Source organism: Mycolicibacterium sarraceniae, from assembly GCF_010731875.1.
In the GTDB taxonomy this organism is placed as follows: domain Bacteria; phylum Actinomycetota; class Actinomycetes; order Mycobacteriales; family Mycobacteriaceae; genus Mycobacterium; species Mycobacterium sarraceniae.
Genome location: NZ_AP022595.1, coordinates 1,344,718 through 1,362,714, shown reverse-complemented (window position 1 = coordinate 1,362,714; position 17,997 = coordinate 1,344,718). Strand labels below are relative to the sequence as shown.

At 65.9% G+C, this 17,997-nt stretch carries 8 protein-coding genes and 2 pseudogenes; 5 read left to right on the top strand and 5 right to left on the bottom strand.

From position 1 onward, the window contains the following. Positions 1–3,316 (top strand): annotated as a pseudogene (eccCa, locus tag G6N13_RS07045) (type VII secretion protein EccCa). A gap of 378 nt (positions 3,317–3,694) precedes the next feature. On the opposite strand, the gene G6N13_RS07035 reads toward eccCa, so the two are convergent. Next, positions 3,695–4,765, bottom strand: a complete 1,071-nt coding sequence (locus G6N13_RS07035; protein ID WP_163695669.1) for a MinD/ParA family ATP-binding protein — start codon at positions 4,763–4,765, stop codon at positions 3,695–3,697. A 533-nt stretch (positions 4,766–5,298) separates the two neighbouring features. Between G6N13_RS07035 and gltB the strand changes: the two genes are divergently transcribed. Together gltB and G6N13_RS07025 are read left to right on the top strand one after the other, a co-directional pair. Further along, entirely contained in the window at positions 5,299–9,888 is a 4,590-nt protein-coding gene (gene gltB, locus G6N13_RS07030; protein ID WP_163695665.1) for a glutamate synthase large subunit, read from the top strand. Beyond that, positions 9,881–11,350 (top strand): glutamate synthase subunit beta, encoded by a 1,470-nt coding sequence (locus G6N13_RS07025; RefSeq protein WP_163695663.1) that lies wholly within the window; start codon positions 9,881–9,883, stop codon positions 11,348–11,350. The genes gltB and G6N13_RS07025 overlap by 8 nt, the downstream gene beginning before the upstream one ends. Before the next feature lie 412 nt (positions 11,351–11,762). Here G6N13_RS07025 and G6N13_RS07020 read toward each other — a convergent pair whose 3' ends face one another. Continuing rightward, on the bottom strand, positions 11,763–12,605 hold the full coding sequence (locus G6N13_RS07020; protein WP_163695660.1) for an LLM class F420-dependent oxidoreductase: 843 nt from the start codon (positions 12,603–12,605) through the stop codon (positions 11,763–11,765). A gap of 22 nt (positions 12,606–12,627) precedes the next feature. Then, a pseudogene (locus G6N13_RS24940) lies at positions 12,628–12,747 on the bottom strand (transcriptional regulator); the annotation flags it as partial. A 16-nt stretch (positions 12,748–12,763) separates the two neighbouring features. On the opposite strand from G6N13_RS24940, the gene G6N13_RS07010 reads away from it, so the two are divergent. Together G6N13_RS07010 and G6N13_RS07005 are read left to right on the top strand one after the other, a co-directional pair. Then, positions 12,764–13,768, top strand: coding sequence for a PHP domain-containing protein (locus G6N13_RS07010; RefSeq protein WP_163695657.1), 1,005 nt, complete (start codon positions 12,764–12,766; stop codon positions 13,766–13,768). A 420-nt stretch (positions 13,769–14,188) separates the two neighbouring features. Beyond that, complete coding sequence (locus tag G6N13_RS07005; protein ID WP_163695654.1) at positions 14,189–14,614, top strand: hypothetical protein; 426 nt, start codon at positions 14,189–14,191, stop codon at positions 14,612–14,614. A gap of 125 nt (positions 14,615–14,739) precedes the next feature. Here G6N13_RS07005 and ponA2 read toward each other — a convergent pair whose 3' ends face one another. Together ponA2 and G6N13_RS06995 are read right to left on the bottom strand one after the other, a co-directional pair. Then, the gene (ponA2, locus tag G6N13_RS07000; RefSeq protein WP_163695650.1) at positions 14,740–17,208 is read right to left on the bottom strand and encodes a transglycosylase/D,D-transpeptidase PonA2; all 2,469 of its coding nucleotides are present in this window, start codon (positions 17,206–17,208) and stop codon (positions 14,740–14,742) included. A gap of 55 nt (positions 17,209–17,263) precedes the next feature. Next, on the bottom strand, positions 17,264–17,929 hold the full coding sequence (locus G6N13_RS06995; RefSeq protein WP_170310477.1) for a TetR/AcrR family transcriptional regulator: 666 nt from the start codon (positions 17,927–17,929) through the stop codon (positions 17,264–17,266). Positions 17,930–17,997: the final 68 nt, after the last annotated feature.

Here is a 17,997-nt window from a genome sequence, read left to right as displayed (position 1 = left end):
GTGTCGAAACGGGGATTCGTCCGTGGACGACGTAAGCCGGTGCCGAGCGTGCCGCCCGCGCGGGTGGCGGTCGCGCCGCCGCTGGCGCTGCCCGAACGGGAGCCGCGCAACATCCTGCTGATGATCGCGTTGCCGGCGCTGCTGGTGGGCATCATCGGCACTCTCGTGGTGATGTACACCTCGGGTGTCCGTTCGTTGCAGTCCGGGTTCTTTCCGATGATCGGTCTGATCGGCTTCGGCGCGTTGATGTTCAGCGGCCGGATGGGACGGGGGCGCCGGATCAGCTGGGGGGAGCAGGAAAAGCAGCGCCGGATGTACCTGCGCCAGCTCGACGATGACCGCGATGAAGTACAGCGCGCCGCCCAGGAGCAGCGCCACAGCCAGTTGTTCGTCCACGGCGACCCCCAAGAGCTCGACACCGTGATCGGTGGGCCGCGGATGTGGGAGCGTCGGCCGGCCGACGCCGATTTCCTCGATGTGCGCCTCGGTATCGGCGTGCAGTCCACCGCCGACTCCGCGGTGTCGCTGCAATGGCCGGAAGTGCCCGTCGGCGAGGAGCTCGAACCGGTGACCGGGCGGGCGCTGCGGGATTTCATCCTGGAGCAGAGCAAGATCCGCGGAATCGGAAAGGTGCTGAGCCTGCGGTCGCGCCCGGGGTTCAGCTTCGTCGGCGACGATCCCGGCGAGCTGCACTCGTTCATGCGGGCGGTGTTGTGCTCGCTGGCGGTCTACCACAGCCCCAACGAGATCAAGCTCATGGTGGTCACCCGGCACCCCGAATTGTGGTCGTGGCTGGTGTGGTTGCCGCATAACCAACACGACGAGATGTTCGACGCGTGTGGTCTGCGGCGACTGGTTTTCACCTCGCCCACCGAACTCGAGGACGCACTGGACTCCGAGCTGCACCGTAAGGGCCGGGGTCCGTGGGCACCGCCAAGTGGTTCGAGTCCCACCACCATGCTCTCGCCCATGGAGGCGGCCTCCGGCGCGGCGCTGGGCCCGCATTGGGTGATCGTCGACGACAACGTCGGCACACCCGACCAGTGGGAAGGGATCACCGGCCAGAAGGGTATGGCCGGGATCACGGTGCTGCGCTTGGCATCGCGGCTTGGTATCGGGGTCGGATTCTCCGACGAGGAGGACCGCTTCGCGCTGCGTGAAGGCCGGCTCCGCCACCGTGACGCGTTCTATGCCGTCGCCGACATGCTCGCCGAGAGCACCGCCGACCGCTACGCTCGCGGGCTGGCCCGATGGTCGCCGATGTCCGCGGGTGAACTGTCCGAGACGGATAGCCAGGGTGGAGAGCTGTTGCGGGCGTTGGGGATCACCGATCCTCGCCGCCTGGACGTCGATCGGCTGTGGGCAGAGAGCCGCGGCCGCGGCGACCCGAAGTGGGCCGTGGTTCCCGTCGGCGTCAAACCTGGCGGAGAACTTCAGCACGTCGTGCTGCGAGCCAAGGACTTTGGTGGCTTCGGCTTCCATTCCGTGGTGATCGGGACCTCGGGCTCGGGTAAGTCGGAGTACTTCCTGTCGTTGTGCAACGGGATCGCACTGACTCATTCGCCGGAGACGTTCATCGTCATCTTCGTCGACATGAAGTTCGAGTCGGCCGCCCAGGACCTCGAGGGATTGCCGCACGTGGCGGGCTCGCTGTCCAACCTGGGCAAGGACGACCGTCACCTCGCTGAGCGGATGCGCAAGGCCGTCGACGGTGAAATCGCCCGTCGTTACCGGCTTTTCAAGGACGCCGGTGCTCGTGATGCCAACGAGTACGAGGAGATGCGACTGGCCGGACGTGACCTGGAGCCGGTACCGATCCTCCTCGTGATCATCGACGAGTACCTCGAGCTCTTTCACAATCACCCCGAGTGGATCGATCTGGTCATCCACATCGGCCAAGAGGGGCGCGGCTGTAATGTCTTCTTCACCCTCGGTGGTCAGCGTCTGGATCTGTCCTCGTTGAGTAAGGTCAAGAGCAACATCGCCTTTCGGGTCGCGCTGCGAGCCGAGACCGCTGAGGATTCCCGCGATGTCATCGGCAACGACGCCGCACTGCATCTGCCTTCCAAAGAAGCCGGCTACGGATTGCTCAAGGTCGGGCCCCGCGAACTCGAGCAGTTCCGCTGCTTCTATGTCTCGGCACCGTTCGTCGTGCCGAAGAAGGTGGTGAACACCGACGCGACGGTGGACGTCAGCTTCACCCAACCGCGGCCGTTGACGTGGGAGTATCAGCCGCTGTCTGCCGAGGACAATGCCGCGCTCGCGGATGCTGACGCACCGGATGAGCCCGACGAATTCCTCTACCACGCAGACGGTTTCAAGAAAAAGAAGTTGCTCGACGTCATTCGGGAATCGTTGGCCTCGCACCCGGCCCGGGCGCCGCACCAGATTTGGTTGCCACCACTGGAAGTCGGCGAGACCGCCGACGCCCTGGTGGAGCGGTGGCGGGGCAAGCCGTGGTGGGTCGACTACGGCCAGAACCCGGGGTTGGTCATCCCGGTCGGCATCGAGGACTTCCCGGAGGACCATGCCCAGCGGGTCCATGTCATCGACACCGAGATGGATGCTACTGGTGGGCCCGCCCGGCACCGGTAAGACGACGACAGCCGAAGCGCTCGGCAAGATCTATGCCGGATTGGGGATCGTCCGGCACCCGGAGATCGTCGAGGTCAAGCGGGCCGACTTCTGTGGTGAGCACATCGGCTCATCGGGCCCGAAAACCAATGAGCTGATTAGTCGTTCGCTCGGCCGGATCCTGTTCATGGATGAGTTTTACAGTTTGGTGGAACGTCACCACGACGGGCGGCCGGATATGATCGGCATGGAGGCGGTGAACCAGCTTCTGGTGGCCTTGGAAGTCCATCGCTTCGACTTCTGTTTCATCGGCGCCGGCTATGAGAAGGAAGTCGACGAATTCCTCACGGTGAACCCTGGTTTGGCTGGTCGGTTCAACCGCAAGTTGCGGTTCGAGTCCTACAGTCCGGATGAATTGGTGCAGATCGCGATTCGCTACGGCCAACCGCGGGCCACGGTGATCGATCCTGCCGCGCAGGAGGCCCTGAACGCGGCCTGTCGCCAGCTGCGAGCCTACATCGCGCCGGACGGCAGCCACGGTATCGACGTGATGCAGAACGGCCGGTTCGCCCGCAACGTCCTCGAACGCGCCGAGCGGTTACGGGATTCGAGGGTGGCTGCCCAGAACCGCACCAGCAGGGGATCGGTGACGATCGAGGATCTCGAGACCCTGCGCGCGCAGGATCTGATCACGGCGGTGGCAAATGCCTGCGCGGAAAAACGTGTGCCGTTAGATCTTTAGGGCGTATTCGGCTGCCGTCGCTAACTCTCGCGCAGGCTGAAACCGCCCGTCCGGATCTTTAGCCATCGCCTTCGGTATCCACTGTGCGTACCGGGCTGGCGGTGATGTGCACTGCCTGGGCCGTTGGCATTCGCCCCGCCCGGAGTTCGCTGTCTGCATCGTCACCGGGAGCGTATGGCAGTGTCAGCCAATGTATTCCGGAACTCGTCTGGCCGCCGTCAAGCACCGGCACGATATGGGGGTGGACAACGGCGGAAGTCGGCGGCCGCCCGGAATCGAACACCTTCAGTGCGACAAGGCCAGTGGGAGCTGCGCGCGAGGTAGACCGTAACCGTCCCACCGGTGCCCAGCACCGATCGGATCAAGTATCCACCGACGCTAGCGGGTGTGAGGTCCACGGGCGGGAATCGTCGCCAAGAACTGCGAAATGACCGCTGCCACTTCGACAAAAGCCCGACGGGTCGGCGTCGACATCTCACCGGTGTTGTTGATCACCCCGCCGGGACGCAGGCCCGGATCGAACGGCACCTCGACCACCGCCTGCCGCCGGGAGCGGAATTGATCGGCCAGCACCCCGCGGGTGCGTTTATCCGAATGCCCGTCGGAATCGTTGAGCACGATCACCGAGCGCTGCATCAATCCGGTTTTGCCGTGGGCGGCCAGCCATTCCATTGTCTGTGCGGCTGCCGATGCGCCGTCCGGCCACGGCGAGGACACCACGATCAGCGCGTCCATATCGCGCATCGCCTCCTGGGTGACCGGGGCGTCCATGGTCGAACCGCAATCGACGATCGAGATCGTGAAGTGCCGGTCCAAGCGCATGGTGGCCTCGCGGTAGATGGCGGGGTCGAGAATCGCGCGCCGGCTACCGTTCTCGCCGGCCAGCACGAACAGTCCCGACGAGTTGCTGCCCATCCGGGTGAGCACCTCGGCGAAGGACTGCAGGTTCTTGTTCTTGGCCAGCTCCCAATAGGAGCCGCCGGCCCGCGGATCGATGCGGCTGCCCAGCCTGCCGAATGCGGTGTCGGCGTCGACGGCGACCACCCGATCCCCACGGCGCAGCTCGGCCAGCACACACCCGACGCTGGCGGACACGGTCGTCTTGCCGACACCGCCCTTACCGAGCACGCCGATCTTGTAGTGGCCGCGCAGGGGGGCGGCCACCATGGCCTCCATCGCGGCCTGTCGCTGCTCCTGACGCGATGGGCCCGGATTCACCAGTCCGAACGTCGCCGCATGGATACCGCGCCGCCAGCCGTGGGTGGGCTTGGGCTTGACCGGCCGCGGTGGGGCGAGCGGGGGGGCCTGCGGCGGGGGATAGGGCAACTGGACACCGGGTGGCGGCGACGGCGGCATCACGATGCGCGGGATCCGCTCGGTCGGCGGTCCAGCGGAGTACCCCGGCGGTGGGCCCTGCCGGTAGCGGTCGCGCGGGAGGTCATCGGTCATTGGGTTAAGTATCGCCGCACGGCGAGATCGCCGTTTTGCCGGATTCCCCGCGCGTTTGCTCTGCGGAGTCTCGATTTGGGCGGCGGTAAAGCTAAGAATCCGACCAGAGTTTGCGCAAAGCCCCGGACCTGAGGTTCGCCCAGGTCGACGTGGCGGTGACAACGGGCGATGTGAGGTTTCCCGCATCGCCCGGGTCGGCCAACTACGCCCTCGGTAAACGGCCTAAAACTGCTTCAGCGGATGATTTCGGTCCCGCCTGGGTGTCTCAACGGGCCATTGCACCACCAAAGGGGGGGCTGAAACAACGGATTCCGGAGCAAAACTGGTTATCGGCCGCCGCTGCGGAAAATGTGGGCGGGCGACCAAGTAAGCCTAGACTAAGTTGGCATGTCAGCGGGGGTTTGACATATCGTTTTACGACTTGTTGACACCACAGTGGAGCCCCGTCCAGTGACGCACGGAGGAAACCCTGGCGGGGCGCGGTCACGTCGACGTACCACCGCGCAAAAAAGTTTGTGAAGGGTCAGGTGCGAATGCCCAGCAGTGTCGGGCTGTACAACCCCGCATATGAACACGATTCGTGTGGCGTGGCCATGGTCGCGGACATGCACGGCCGTCGCAGCCGCGACATCGTCGACAAGGCCATCACGGCGCTGCTGAACATGGAGCACCGCGGTGCCCAGGGCGCAGAGCCGAACACCGGCGACGGCGCAGGCATCCTGCTGCAGGTTCCCGACGCCTTTCTTCGTGCCGTCGTCGACTTCGAGTTGCCCGAGGAGGGTAGCTACGCCACCGGCATCGCCTTCCTGCCGCAGTCGTCGCGCGATGCGGCGACGGCATGCGAGTCGGTCGGCAAGATCATCGAGGCTGAGGGCCTGACGCTGCTCGGCTGGCGCGACGTCCCGACCGACGATTCGTCCCTTGGCGCGCTGGCTCGCGATGCGATGCCGACGTTCCGGCAGGTGTTCATCGGCGGTGCCTCCGGGATGGAGCTGGAGCGCCGTGCCTACGTGGTGCGCAAGCGCGCCGAGCACGAACTAGGCACCAAGGGTCCGGGCCAGGACGGTCCCGGACGCGAAACCGTCTACTTCCCAAGTCTTTCCGGTCAGACCTTCGCCTACAAGGGCATGCTGACGACCCCACAGCTCAAGGCGTTCTACCTCGACCTGCAGGACGAGCGGCTGACCAGCGCGCTGGGCATCGTGCACTCGCGCTTCTCGACGAACACGTTCCCGTCGTGGCCGCTGGCGCACCCGTTCCGCCGGGTTGCCCACAACGGCGAGATCAACACCGTCACCGGCAACGAAAACTGGATGCGGGCCCGTGAGGCGCTCATCAACAGTGACGTGTTCGGTTCGACCCAGGACCTCGACAAGATCTTCCCGGTCTGTACGCCGGGTGCGTCGGATACCGCGCGTTTCGACGAGGTTCTCGAGCTGCTCCACCTCGGCGGCCGCAGCCTCGCCCACGCGATGCTGATGATGATCCCAGAGGCCTGGGAGCGCCACGAGTCGATGGATCCGGCGCGGCGCGCCTTCTACGCGTACCACTCATCGCTCATGGAGCCCTGGGACGGCCCCGCGGCGGTGTGTTTCACCGATGGCACCGTGATCGGCGCCGTCCTCGACCGCAACGGCCTGCGCCCGTCCCGGGTCTGGGTCACCGAGGACGGCCTCGTCGTCCTCGCGTCCGAGGCCGGCGTGCTGAACCTCGACCCATCGACCGTGGTCCGCAAGATGCGCTTGCAGCCCGGCCGCATGTTCCTGGTGGACACCGCGCAGGGTCGCATCGTCTCCGACGAGGAGATCAAGGCCGAACTCGCCGCGGCCGAGCCGTACCAGGAATGGCTCGACGCGGGTCAGTTCCACCTCGACGACCTGCCGCCCGGTGATTACGTCCGCATGCCGCACCATCGCGTGGTGCTGCGTCAGCAGGCCTTCGGCTTCACCTACGAGGAGCTCAACCTGCTGGTCGCGCCCATGGCACGCACCGGAGCGGAAGCGCTCGGCTCGATGGGCACCGACACGCCGGTCGCGGTGCTGTCGGCGCGTCCGCGCATGCTGTTCGACTACTTCCAGCAGTTGTTCGCCCAGGTGACCAACCCGCCGCTGGACGCCATCCGCGAGGAGGTCGTCACCAGCTTGAAGGGGACTGTCGGCCCGGAGGGTGACCTGCTCAATCCCAACGCGGACTCGTGTCGCCAGATCATTCTGCCGAACCCGATCCTGCGCAATGCCGAGCTGTCGAAGCTGATGTGCGTCGACCCCGACCACGAGATCCGCGGCCACAAGCACGGCCTGCGGGCCGCTGTCATCCGTTGTCTGTACCCGGTCGCGCTCGGGGGAGAGGGGCTCAAGGAGGCGCTCGACGACGTCCGCGCCAAGGTCTCACAGGCCATCCGCAACGGCGCGCGCATCATCGTGCTGTCCGACCGGGAGTCCAACGAGTCGCTGGCGCCGATCCCGTCGCTGCTGAGCGTGTCGGCGGTGCACCACCACCTGGTGCGCGACCGTACCCGCACCCAGGTCGGCCTCGTCGTCGAGGCGGGTGACGCCCGCGAGGTGCACCACATGGCTGCCCTGGTCGGGTTCGGCGCCGCGGCCATCAACCCGTACATGGCGTTCGAGTCCATCGAGGATATGTGCGATCGCGGCGTGATCGCCGATATCAGCAGCGATAAGGCCAAGGCCAATTACGTCAAGGCCGCCGGCAAGGGTGTGCTGAAGGTGATGTCCAAGATGGGCATCTCGACGCTGGCGTCCTACACAGGTGCCCAGCTCTTCCAGGCGATCGGCATCAGCCAGCAGGTGCTCGACGACTACTTCACCGGGCTGTCCTGTCCGGTTGGCGGCATCGACCTCGAGGACATCGCCGCTGACGTCGCCGCCCGTCACGCCCTGGCCTACCTGGATCGCCCCGACGAGCGCGCGCACCGCGAACTCGAGGTCGGTGGCGAATACCAGTGGCGCCGCGAAGGCGAATACCACCTGTTCAACCCGGACACGGTGTTCAAGCTGCAGCACGCCACCCGCACCGGTCAGTACTCGATCTTCAAGGAGTACACCAAGCTGGTCGACGACCAGAGTGAGCGGCTCGCCTCGCTGCGTGGTCTGCTCAAGTTCCGCACCGGTGATGACGCTGTCCGGCCTCCCGTGCCGCTCGCAGAGGTCGAGCCAGCCACCGAGATCGTGAAGCGATTCTCTACCGGCGCCATGAGTTACGGCTCGATCTCCGCTGAAGCGCATGAGACGCTGGCCATCGCGATGAACCGCCTTGGCGGCCGGTCCAACTCGGGCGAGGGCGGCGAGTCCGTCGACCGCTTCGAGCATGATGCCAACGGTGACTGGCGCCGCAGCGCCATCAAGCAGGTGGCCTCCGGCCGGTTCGGAGTCACCAGCCACTACCTGACCAACTGCACCGACATCCAGATCAAGATGGCGCAAGGTGCGAAACCGGGTGAGGGTGGCCAACTTCCGGGTAAGAAGGTGTACCCGTGGGTGGCTGAGGTGCGGCACTCGACGCCGGGGGTCGGCCTGATCTCGCCGCCGCCGCACCACGACATCTATTCGATCGAGGATCTGGCCCAGCTGATCCACGACTTGAAGAACGCCAACCCGCAGGCGCGTGTGCACGTGAAGCTGGTGAGCGAGAACGGTGTCGGCACGGTCGCCGCTGGCGTGTCGAAGGCACACGCCGACGTCGTGCTGATATCCGGTCATGACGGTGGCACTGGAGCCACGCCGCTCACCTCGCAGAAGCACGCGGGCGCACCGTGGGAGCTCGGCCTGGCCGAGACTCAACAGACGTTGTTGCTCAACGGACTTCGTGACCGCATCGTCGTGCAGGTCGACGGCCAGCTAAAGACCGGCCGTGACGTCGTCGTCGCTGCGCTGCTCGGCGGCGAGGAGTTCGGCTTCGCCACCGCCCCGCTGGTGGTGGCAGGCTGCATCATGATGCGCGTGTGTCACCTCGACACCTGCCCCGTTGGCGTCGCGACTCAGAATCCGCTGCTGCGCGAGCGCTTCAACGGCAAGCCCGAGTTCGTCGAGAACTTTTTCCTGTTCATCGCCGAAGAGGTGCGGGAGTTGATGGCGCAGTTGGGCTTCCGCACGGTCAACGAGATGGTCGGTCAGGTCGGCGCGCTCGACACCGCCCAGGCCGCAGAGCACTGGAAGGCCCACAAGCTGGACCTGTCCCCGGCGCTCCACGAGCCCGACTCGGCGTTCATGAACCAGGACCTGTACTGCAGCTCACGCCAGGACCACGGTCTCGACAAGGCGCTCGACCAGCAGCTGATCGTGCAGTGCAATGAGGCCTTGGAAACCGGGCTTCCGGTCCGCTTCTCCACCACGATCGCCAATGTCAACCGCACCGTCGGCACCATGCTCGGCCACGAGCTGACCAAGACCCATGGAGGACAAGGGCTTCCAGACGGCACTATTGACATCACGTTCAACGGGTCTGCGGGCAATAGCTTCGGCGCCTTCGTTCCCAAGGGCATCACACTGCGCGTGTACGGAGATGCCAACGACTACGTCGGCAAGGGATTGTCCGGCGGGCGGATCGTGGTGCGGCCGTCCGAGGCGGCTCCGCGCGACTTCGTCGCCGAGGACAACATCATCGCGGGCAACGTGATCCTGTTCGGCGCGACCAGCGGGCAGGCGTTCCTGCGCGGTCAGGTCGGCGAGCGGTTCGCGGTACGCAACTCGGGCGCCCACGCGGTGGTCGAGGGGGTCGGCGACCACGGCTGCGAGTACATGACCGGCGGCAAGGTGGCGATCCTCGGACCCACGGGCCGCAACTTCGCCGCGGGCATGTCCGGTGGCATCGCCTACGTCTACGACCAGCACGGCCATCTCGGCGACAATCTCAACGCCGAGATGGTCGAGCTGGAACGACTGGACGCCGATGACATCGAGTGGCTGCATGGCATGCTCGTCGCCCACGTCGATGCCACCGATTCGGCGCCTGCGCAACGGATTTTGTCGGACTGGGAGTCTCAACTGAAGCACTTCGTGAAGGTGATGCCGCGCGACTACCGGTCGGTTCTGACCGCCATCGCCGAGGCCGAGCGCAACGGCGAAGATGTCGACGCCGCGATCATGGCGGCAGCCAATGGCTGATCCGCGCGGTTTCCTCAAGTACACCAAGCGTGAGACGCCGGCACGCCGGCCGGTCGATCTGCGGCTGAAGGACTGGAAAGAGGTCTACGAAGAGGGCTTCTCCCACGAGACCCTTCAGGCCCAGGCTTCCCGGTGCATGGACTGCGGTATCCCGTTCTGCCACAACGGTTGCCCATTGGGGAATCTCATTCCCGAGTGGAACGACCTGGTCTTCCGGGACCGCTGGCGCGACGCGATCGAGCGGTTGCACGCGACCAACAACTTCCCGGAGTTCACCGGGCGGCTGTGCCCCGCGCCGTGCGAGGCGTCCTGCGTGCTGGGTATCAACCAGGATCCGGTGACCATCAAGCAGGTCGAGGTCGAGATCATCGACAATGCCTTCGCCGAGGGCTGGGTCGTGCCGATGATGCCGGACAAGATGACCGGCAAGAAGGTCGCGGTCGTCGGATCGGGTCCCGCGGGCCTGGCCGCCGCGCAACAGCTGACCAGGGCGGGGCACCAGGTGACGGTGTTCGAGCGCGCCGACCGCATCGGCGGCCTACTGCGTTACGGCATCCCCGAGTTCAAGATGGAGAAGCGCCACATCGACCGGCGCCTCGAGCAGATGGAGGCCGAGGGCACCCAGTTCCGCACCGGGGTCAACGTCGGCGTCGACCTCACGGTCGCACAGCTGCGGCTGAACTACGACGCCGTGGTGCTCAGCGGTGGCGCGACCGATTGGCGCGACCTACCCGTCCCCGGCCGCGAACTCGACGGTATCCACCAGGCCATGGAGTACCTGCCGTGGGCCAACAAGGTGACCCACGGTGACCCGGTGGTCGACGAGGACGGTCAGCCGCCGATCACCGCCAAGGGCAAGAAGGTCGTCATCATCGGTGGCGGCGACACCGGCGCGGACTGCCTGGGTACCGCCCACCGGCAGGGTGCGACGAGCATTCATCAGTTCGAGATCATGCCGCGGCCGCCGGAGACCCGTGCGGACTCGACGCCATGGCCGACATACCCGCTGATGTTCCGGGTGGCCTCGGCTCACGAAGAGGGTGGCGAGCGGGTCTTTGCGGTGAACACCGAGAGGTTCGTCGGCGACGAGGGCAAGGTTACCGGGTTGCGTGCGCACGAAGTGGCGATGAAGGGCGGCAGGTTCGAGAAGGTGGAGGGCAGCGACTTCGATCTCGAAGCCGACTTGGTGCTGCTTGCCATGGGCTTTGTCGGGCCGGAAAAGCCGGGGCTGCTGACCGACCTGGGTGTGGAACTCAACGAGCGCGGCAACGTCAGCCGCGACAAGGACTTCGCCACCTCGGTGAAGGGTGTTTTCGTCGCCGGTGACATGGGTCGCGGCCAGTCGCTGATCGTGTGGGCGATCGCCGAGGGCCGCGCTGCGGCCGCCGGCGTCGACCGCTACCTGATGGGGCAGTCCGCTTTGCCGGCGCCGATCAAGCCGACGGCCGCCCCGCAGCGCTGAGCTGGGCCGGGCGCGATTTCGTTCCGTAAGCGGAGTTTGCGCGCCCAAATCTTAGTCCCAATAGCCACTGCCGCCCCACCCGAATCATCGGGTTGTTTATCGGCGCGCCTATTGCTGTTTGCGGTGTGATCTGTGTCTAATTGCTGGAGTGGATGCTGCGGTAAAGTGGCGACCTGATAAGACCGAGAATTGACCACAGGAGTGATCCTTGTGTACCTCAACCCGATATCTCGTACGCGGGTCCGGCGTATGGCCTGGTCCTTCTTCCGTCACCCCATGAAGAGCCGCGAGTTCCCAGCCAAGCACGAACGTCTGGTCACCCCCGCTGATCTCCTGCACTACGGGTTTTAGCAACGGATTCCGCCGGCTGCGGACGCTGCTTGAACTTTGCCCGTCGTTATCAAGACGTTATCTAGAGCCCAGAATCGCGAATCGCTTCAGCGAGCGGCTCCAGCACCGCCGGAGTGTGTGGCGGGGGCAGATAGATGATCGCCAGATCCAGTCCTGCGGCGGCCAGCGCGGCAGCCTCGTCGATCGCCTTTGCGTAGTCGTGGTCCTCGCTCAGCCGGACATGTGCCGACGTCATGATCTCTGCCGGGTTACGCCCGATATCGGCGCAATGGGACGCCAGGACGTCCCGCTTGTGTGCGAACTCTTCCGGAGTCCCGCCGACGAAGTTCCAGTGCTGCGCGTATGTGGCGACGATGCGTAGGGTGCGCTTTTCGCCGCTGCCACCGATGCAGATCGGCGGGTGCGGACGCTGCGGCCCTTTGGGTTCGTTGCGTGCGGCGTTGAGCTGGTAGTAGGCGCCGTGGAAATCGAAGGAGTCCGTGGCCAGCAGTCCGATGAGAACCTGGCAGCCCTCTTCGAAGCGGTCGAGGCGCTCTTTGACGCTGCCCAGTTCGATGCCGTAGGCGCCGGATTCCTCTTCGTTCCACCCTGCGCCGATGCCCAGCTCCAGGCGGCCGCCCGAGATGATGTCGACCGCGGCCGCCATGTTCGCCAACACCGCGGGATGCCGGTAGTGGATCCCGGTGACCAGATTGCCGAGTCGCAGCCGGGTGGTGGCCTGCGCCAATGCGGTCAGCGTGGTCCAGCCCTCTAGGCAGGGCCCGGTCGAGTCGGAGAAGATCGGATAGAAGTGGTCGAACGTCCAACCAGAGTGGTACACGTCGATCTCGTCGGCGGCCTGCCAGACCGCCAGCATGTCAGCCCAGGTGGTGTTCTGCGGCGAGGTTTTGAAAGCGAATTGCACTAGACCGAGCGTAGTCCGATCACCTGGGAGCGCTCGCCGGCGTGTCCAGGCGGAGTACCGCCAGGTGCTGGGAGAGGAGAGTGGGTTCGATATCGGTGGCGGCGAGCATTTGGCTGACCGCGGTCGGCTCTGGACTGGCCGCCGGGCACACTGGAGCCATGGACCCGGTGGCCGCGCTGCGCGAGATTGCGTATTACAAGGACCGGGCGCGCGAGGACACCCGGCGGGTGATGGCGTACCGAACGGCCGCCGACATCATCGAGGCGCTGGACGAACCGACTCGCGAGCGGCACGGCGGCGCCAACAGCTGGCAGTCGCTGCCCGGTATCGGACCCAAGACCGCCACGGTCATCTCACAAGCCTGGGCCGGCCAGGAGCCCGACGCGCTCGTCGAATTACGAAGCACCGCAGCCGATCTTGGCGGCGGTGAAATCCGGGCCGCGTTGCGCGGCGACCTGCACCTGCATTCGAACTGGTCTGATGGATCCGCCCCCATCCACGAGATGCTGTCGACCGCGGCCGCATTGGGCCACGAATACTGCGCGCTCACCGACCACTCGCCGCGGCTGACGATCGCCAACGGCCTGTCCGCCGACCGGCTGCGCTTGCAGCTCGATGTCATCGCCGAGCTACGCGAGGAGCTGGCGCCGTTCCGGATCCTCACCGGCATCGAGGTCGACATCCTCGATGACGGCAGGCTCGACCAGGAGCCAGAACTGCTCGAACGGCTCGATATCGTCGTCGCCAGCGTGCATTCCAAACTGGCCATGGACGAACCGGCGATGACCCGGCGGATGGTGCGTGCGGTGTCCGACGCGCGAGTCAATGTCCTGGGCCACTGCACCGGGCGCCTGGTGACCGGCAACCGCGGAATCCGGGCCGAGTCAACGTTCGACGCCGAGAAGGTGTTCACCGCGTGCCGCGACAACAACACCGCCGTCGAGATCAACTCACGCCCCGAGCGCCGAGACCCGCCAACCCGGCTGCTCAAACTGGCGCTGGAGATCGGCTGCGACTTCTCGATCGACACCGATGCGCACGCGCCGGGCCAGCTGGACTTCCTCGGCTATGGCGCACAGCGCGCGCTCGACAACGGCGTTCCAGTCGAGCGGATCGTCACCACCTGGCCCGTCGACACCCTGCTGAGCTGGGCGGCCCGCTAGTAGGACTTTGTTAGATCAGCGTGCCGCTGAGGTGTTCTCGTCTTTGGCGCGGCGTGATCAGCGGGCCAAGGCGGGGCCGGTTGCCCCGGCGGGGGTAGCCGGGACCCCGTTGGGCGCCCTGACACGCATCCGGATGGTCGGACAACTTGTCAACCAGTTGCGCCACACCTTCACGGGACCTGGAGTCATCGCGTGGTTCTATCGGTGCCACCCGACTCTGGGCGAGCGTCCGGTCGACCTGCTGGATGACCCGCTTCGCTACCCGGAGGTTTTGAGCGCCGCGACTGTATCTCGCGCCATGACGGCATGAGGTTAGTTGTCTTCCGTCACGCTGCCTACGACACGCCGTGGCGGGCGTTCCCCAGCGTGCGCGGAGGACGCTTCCATCGAGCTGGAGAAGAGACGGTTCAATATCTCTGGATGGCCACGGTCGACGTCGAGGACGTGGTAGGTGTTGATTTAGATGACTGCGAAACATACGGGCGCACAGTCGACGAATTGGTCGGCGACGACTACTCGGCCACTCACGCTCTTGCCGACACTGTTCAGGCAACGGGCACGCACAACCTGATCGTGTTTGGTGTTCGACTTCTGCATCCCCACCTCATGGAACCGCAAGGGGTAGAAGACGTTCCGGCGGGGCGCCTCACTGATGGCGCACGGCCGGCAGCCGAGGTGGCAGCGCCTGTCAGGTGGTTCGGCAACCCGCATGCGTCGGCCGAGCAGTGGAAGGCCACCGGCAGAGTTGTAGCCGCCAATCTCCGGTGGAGGGTCGTGGCCCACGGATTGGGCCGGGTTGACGACCGTGTGGACACTGCGTTGGCCCACCCGGCCTTGGCCGCATAGCTTGCGGCCACACCACACCGCCGCCGACGATTACCGGGCGAGCGCCCAGCGTGGGGTCATCGCGCGTGCAGGATGCTCGCCGCTCCGTCGGACACGCACACATATGTTCGCATCCCGGTCCAACGTCAGGGCGGCGGTGCCTCGGGTGCCGGCGGGGGAGGCGGCGGTGGTGGCGGTGGCGGCCACATCGGCAGCGTGATCGGCGGCAGGCCGGGAATGTTGATCACGTTGACGTCGGGCGGCGGGGCGTCCGGTGGCGGGGGAGGCGGCGGCGGAACCGCGTCCGGCGGCGGCGCGGGCGGGATCCCGTTGCTGGTGTTGATCGTGATGATCGACCCCGGAATGGTCTTGCCCGTCGGAGTGGTGCCGACCACCGCCCCCCGGGACGAGAAGCTGTTGATCGGTGTCGGCAGGTCGGCGACTTGGAAACCGGCGTCCTTCAAGCGTTTCCGCGCGGCGTCGAAACTCAGACCGGTGATACTCGGCACCGTGCTGCCCGGACCCCCTTCGACATAACGCTTGTCGGTGGGCGGCAGGGCGATTGGGCCGAAGTCGGTCGCGACCGGCTTCATCGCCAGGAACCAGGTGCGGGCCGGCTCGTTGCCGCCGTACAGGTTGCCATATCCACACTTACGCAACGGAAATGAGCACAGCCCGCCGGGGTTGGTCGAGTCGTCGAAAATGTAGTTCGCCGCGGCGTACTGGTTGGTGAAGCCGAGAAACCCTGACGAGCGGTGCGATTCGGTGGTGCCGGTCTTGCCCGACATCGGCAGGCTCCAGCCCGCCGATCCTGCTGAACCCGCCGCGGTGCCTGCGGTCGAGTCCTTGGACAGCGCGTTGGCTAGCGTGTTCGCCAGCCCCTCGGGGACCACCTGTTCGCAGGCCTGTGTCTCGACGGCAACCTCGCGGCCGCTGCGGTCGAAGATCTTGTCCACCGGGCTGGGCGGGCACCACATGCCGCCGGAACCCAATGTGGCTGCGACATTGGATAGTTCGAGTGCGTTCAACTCGAACGGCCCCAGTGTGAACGAGCCGAGGTTCTGTCGTTTGACGAAATCGGCCAGGCTCTCGTTGCTGTCCGGGTCGTAGGCGCGCGCCGTGCCCGGTTCGGCGTAGGAGCGCAATCCCAGCTTGACCGACATGTCCACCACGCGCGGCACGCCGACCTGTCCGATCAGCCGGGCGAATGCGGTGTTGGGCGACTGCGCCAGTGCGTCCGTCACGCTCATCGGGCTGCGGTAGTCACCGGCATTCTTCACACACCAGGTCTGCTGAGGGCAGCCCGGGGCGCTACTGCTGCCCAAGCCCTTGCCGTGGAACTGGGCCGGCACGTCGAGCTGGGCGTTGATTCCCATTCCCATCTCCATTGCGGCCGCGGTGGTGAAGATCTTGAAGATCGAGCCGGCGCCGTCGCCGACCAACGCGAAGGGTTGGGGCTGTACCGTCTGGCCAGCGTCCAGCTGCAGGCCGTAGTCGCGGTTATCGCCCATCGCGAGGACCTTGTGGGTGGTCTTGCCGGGCTGGATGACGCTCATCACGCTGGCGACCCCGTCCAGCGTCGGGCTGGCGACGGTGTCGATCGCCTTCTTCACGCTGTTCTGGACCTTCGGATCGAGGGTGGTCCGGATCAGGTAGCCGTTGCGCGCCACGTCATCCTTGGACAGCCCCGCGCGGGCCAGATACTGCAGCACGTAATCGCAAAAGAAACCGCGGTCGCCGGCCGCGATGCAGCCCTGCGGCAGGCTATTCGGCTGCGGCAGGATGTCCAGCGGTTGCTCGCGGGCAGCGCGCAACTCGTCGGCGAATCTGGGCTCGTTCTCGATCAGCGTGTCGAGCACGAGGTTGCGACGGGCCAGCGCGGCCTCGGGGTTGGTGTACGGGTTCAGCGCGCTGGTCGACTGTACGATCCCGGCCAGCAGTGCGGCCTGCTGCCAGTTGAGGTCGGTGGCATTGATGCCGAAGTAAGTTTTGGCGGCGTCCTGCACGCCGTAGGCGCCGTTGCCGAAGTAGACCAGGTTCAGATAGCGGGTGAGAATCTCGGGTTTGGAGAGTGCTCGGTCCAGGGCCAGCGCCATCCGGATCTCGCGCAGCTTGCGAGCCGGCGTCGTCTCGACCGCCGCCCGTCGTTCGGCATCGGTCTGGGCGTTGACGAGCAGGTTGTAGTTCTTGACGTACTGCTGCTCGATCGTCGACCCGCCGCGGGTGTCGAGATCACCCCGCAGGTAGCCGACGAGACCGGTCAGGGTGCCCTGGACGTCCACGCCGTTGTGGTCGGCGAACCGCTTGTCCTCGATCGACACGATCGCCAACTTCATTGTGTCGGCGATCCGGTCGGTGGGCACCGGCCACCGGCGTTGGGCGTAGATCCAGGCGATCGGGTTTCCGGCGGCGTCGACCATCGTGGAAACCGTGGGCACTTCGCCCGTCATCAGGTCGACGGAATCCTGGGCCGCTACGTCGGAGGCGTGGTTGACGACGATGCCCGCGCCGCCGGCGAGCGGAAAGAGCATGGCCGCCACCAAGACACCGGCCAGCACGCAGTACAGCGCGAGCTTGGCAACGGTAACGCCCGTCCTCGGGTGTGGCTCCGACACCCCGCCAGACTAGGGCCACGCGGACTCGACGCGAATCCAGTATGCGAAGCCGGAATCAAACCGAGGCCGCAGAGCCGGTGGCCCCGCCGTAGATGCTGCAGATCCAGATATGGGCGAGGGCCTCCAGAGCGGCGTCCTCCGGCAGCGTCGGCTCCTGGCTGCCCTGGGCGGCGAACACCACACGCTCGTTCATCAGGTTGAGCGCCGTCGCGAGATCGTGGGCCGGGATCGTGACGGGGGCGGCGCCGCGCTCCCGCTCCTTGGTGATCAACCCGGCCGTGTAGTTGATCCAGCCCTTCATGAACGTGGTCCACAGATCGCGCAGTTCTGAGTTGGCGGCCATGGTGGCGAGGCCAGCGAGCACGACCACCCGATGCGGCCTCAGCGAATCGAAGAACGCGTAAATGCCATCGTGCCAGCCTTGCCGGGGATGCTCGGCGACGGTGTCGGCCTGCTGCTGTTGTTCGGCACCGGAGGCGGTGATCGCACGGGCGAACAACCGCACCAAGACCGCGTCCTTGGACGGGAAGTAGAAGTAGAAGGTCGGGCGCGACAAGCCGGCACCCTTGGCGAGGTCATCGACGGATACCTCGGCGAACGGCCGCTGCTCGAGCATGTCCTCCAGCGTGCGCAGGATCGCCGCCTCGCGATCGTCCCCCGAGGGACGGGTCGCGCGACGGCCGCGGATGCGGGTCGGGCTGGCAGCTGGCACGGACGTTATCTTACAGCGTGTTGAGTTTCTCAACAGCGCGTTGACCTATTCAACACTGTGTTGATAGCGTGGCCGGC

Bases quoted from the DNA above. Each gene is read 5' to 3' on its own strand.
- G6N13_RS07035 (WP_163695669.1), bottom strand. From the start codon at position 4,765: ATGACCGATGACCTCCCGCGCGACCGCTACCGGCAGGGCCCACCGCCG.
- gltB (WP_163695665.1), top strand. From the start codon at position 5,299: ATGCCCAGCAGTGTCGGGCTGTACAACCCCGCATATGAACACGATTCG.
- G6N13_RS07025 (WP_163695663.1), top strand. From the start codon at position 9,881: ATGGCTGATCCGCGCGGTTTCCTCAAGTACACCAAGCGTGAGACGCCG.
- G6N13_RS07010 (WP_163695657.1), top strand. From the start codon at position 12,764: ATGGACCCGGTGGCCGCGCTGCGCGAGATTGCGTATTACAAGGACCGG.
- G6N13_RS07005 (WP_163695654.1), top strand. From the start codon at position 14,189: ATGGCCACGGTCGACGTCGAGGACGTGGTAGGTGTTGATTTAGATGAC.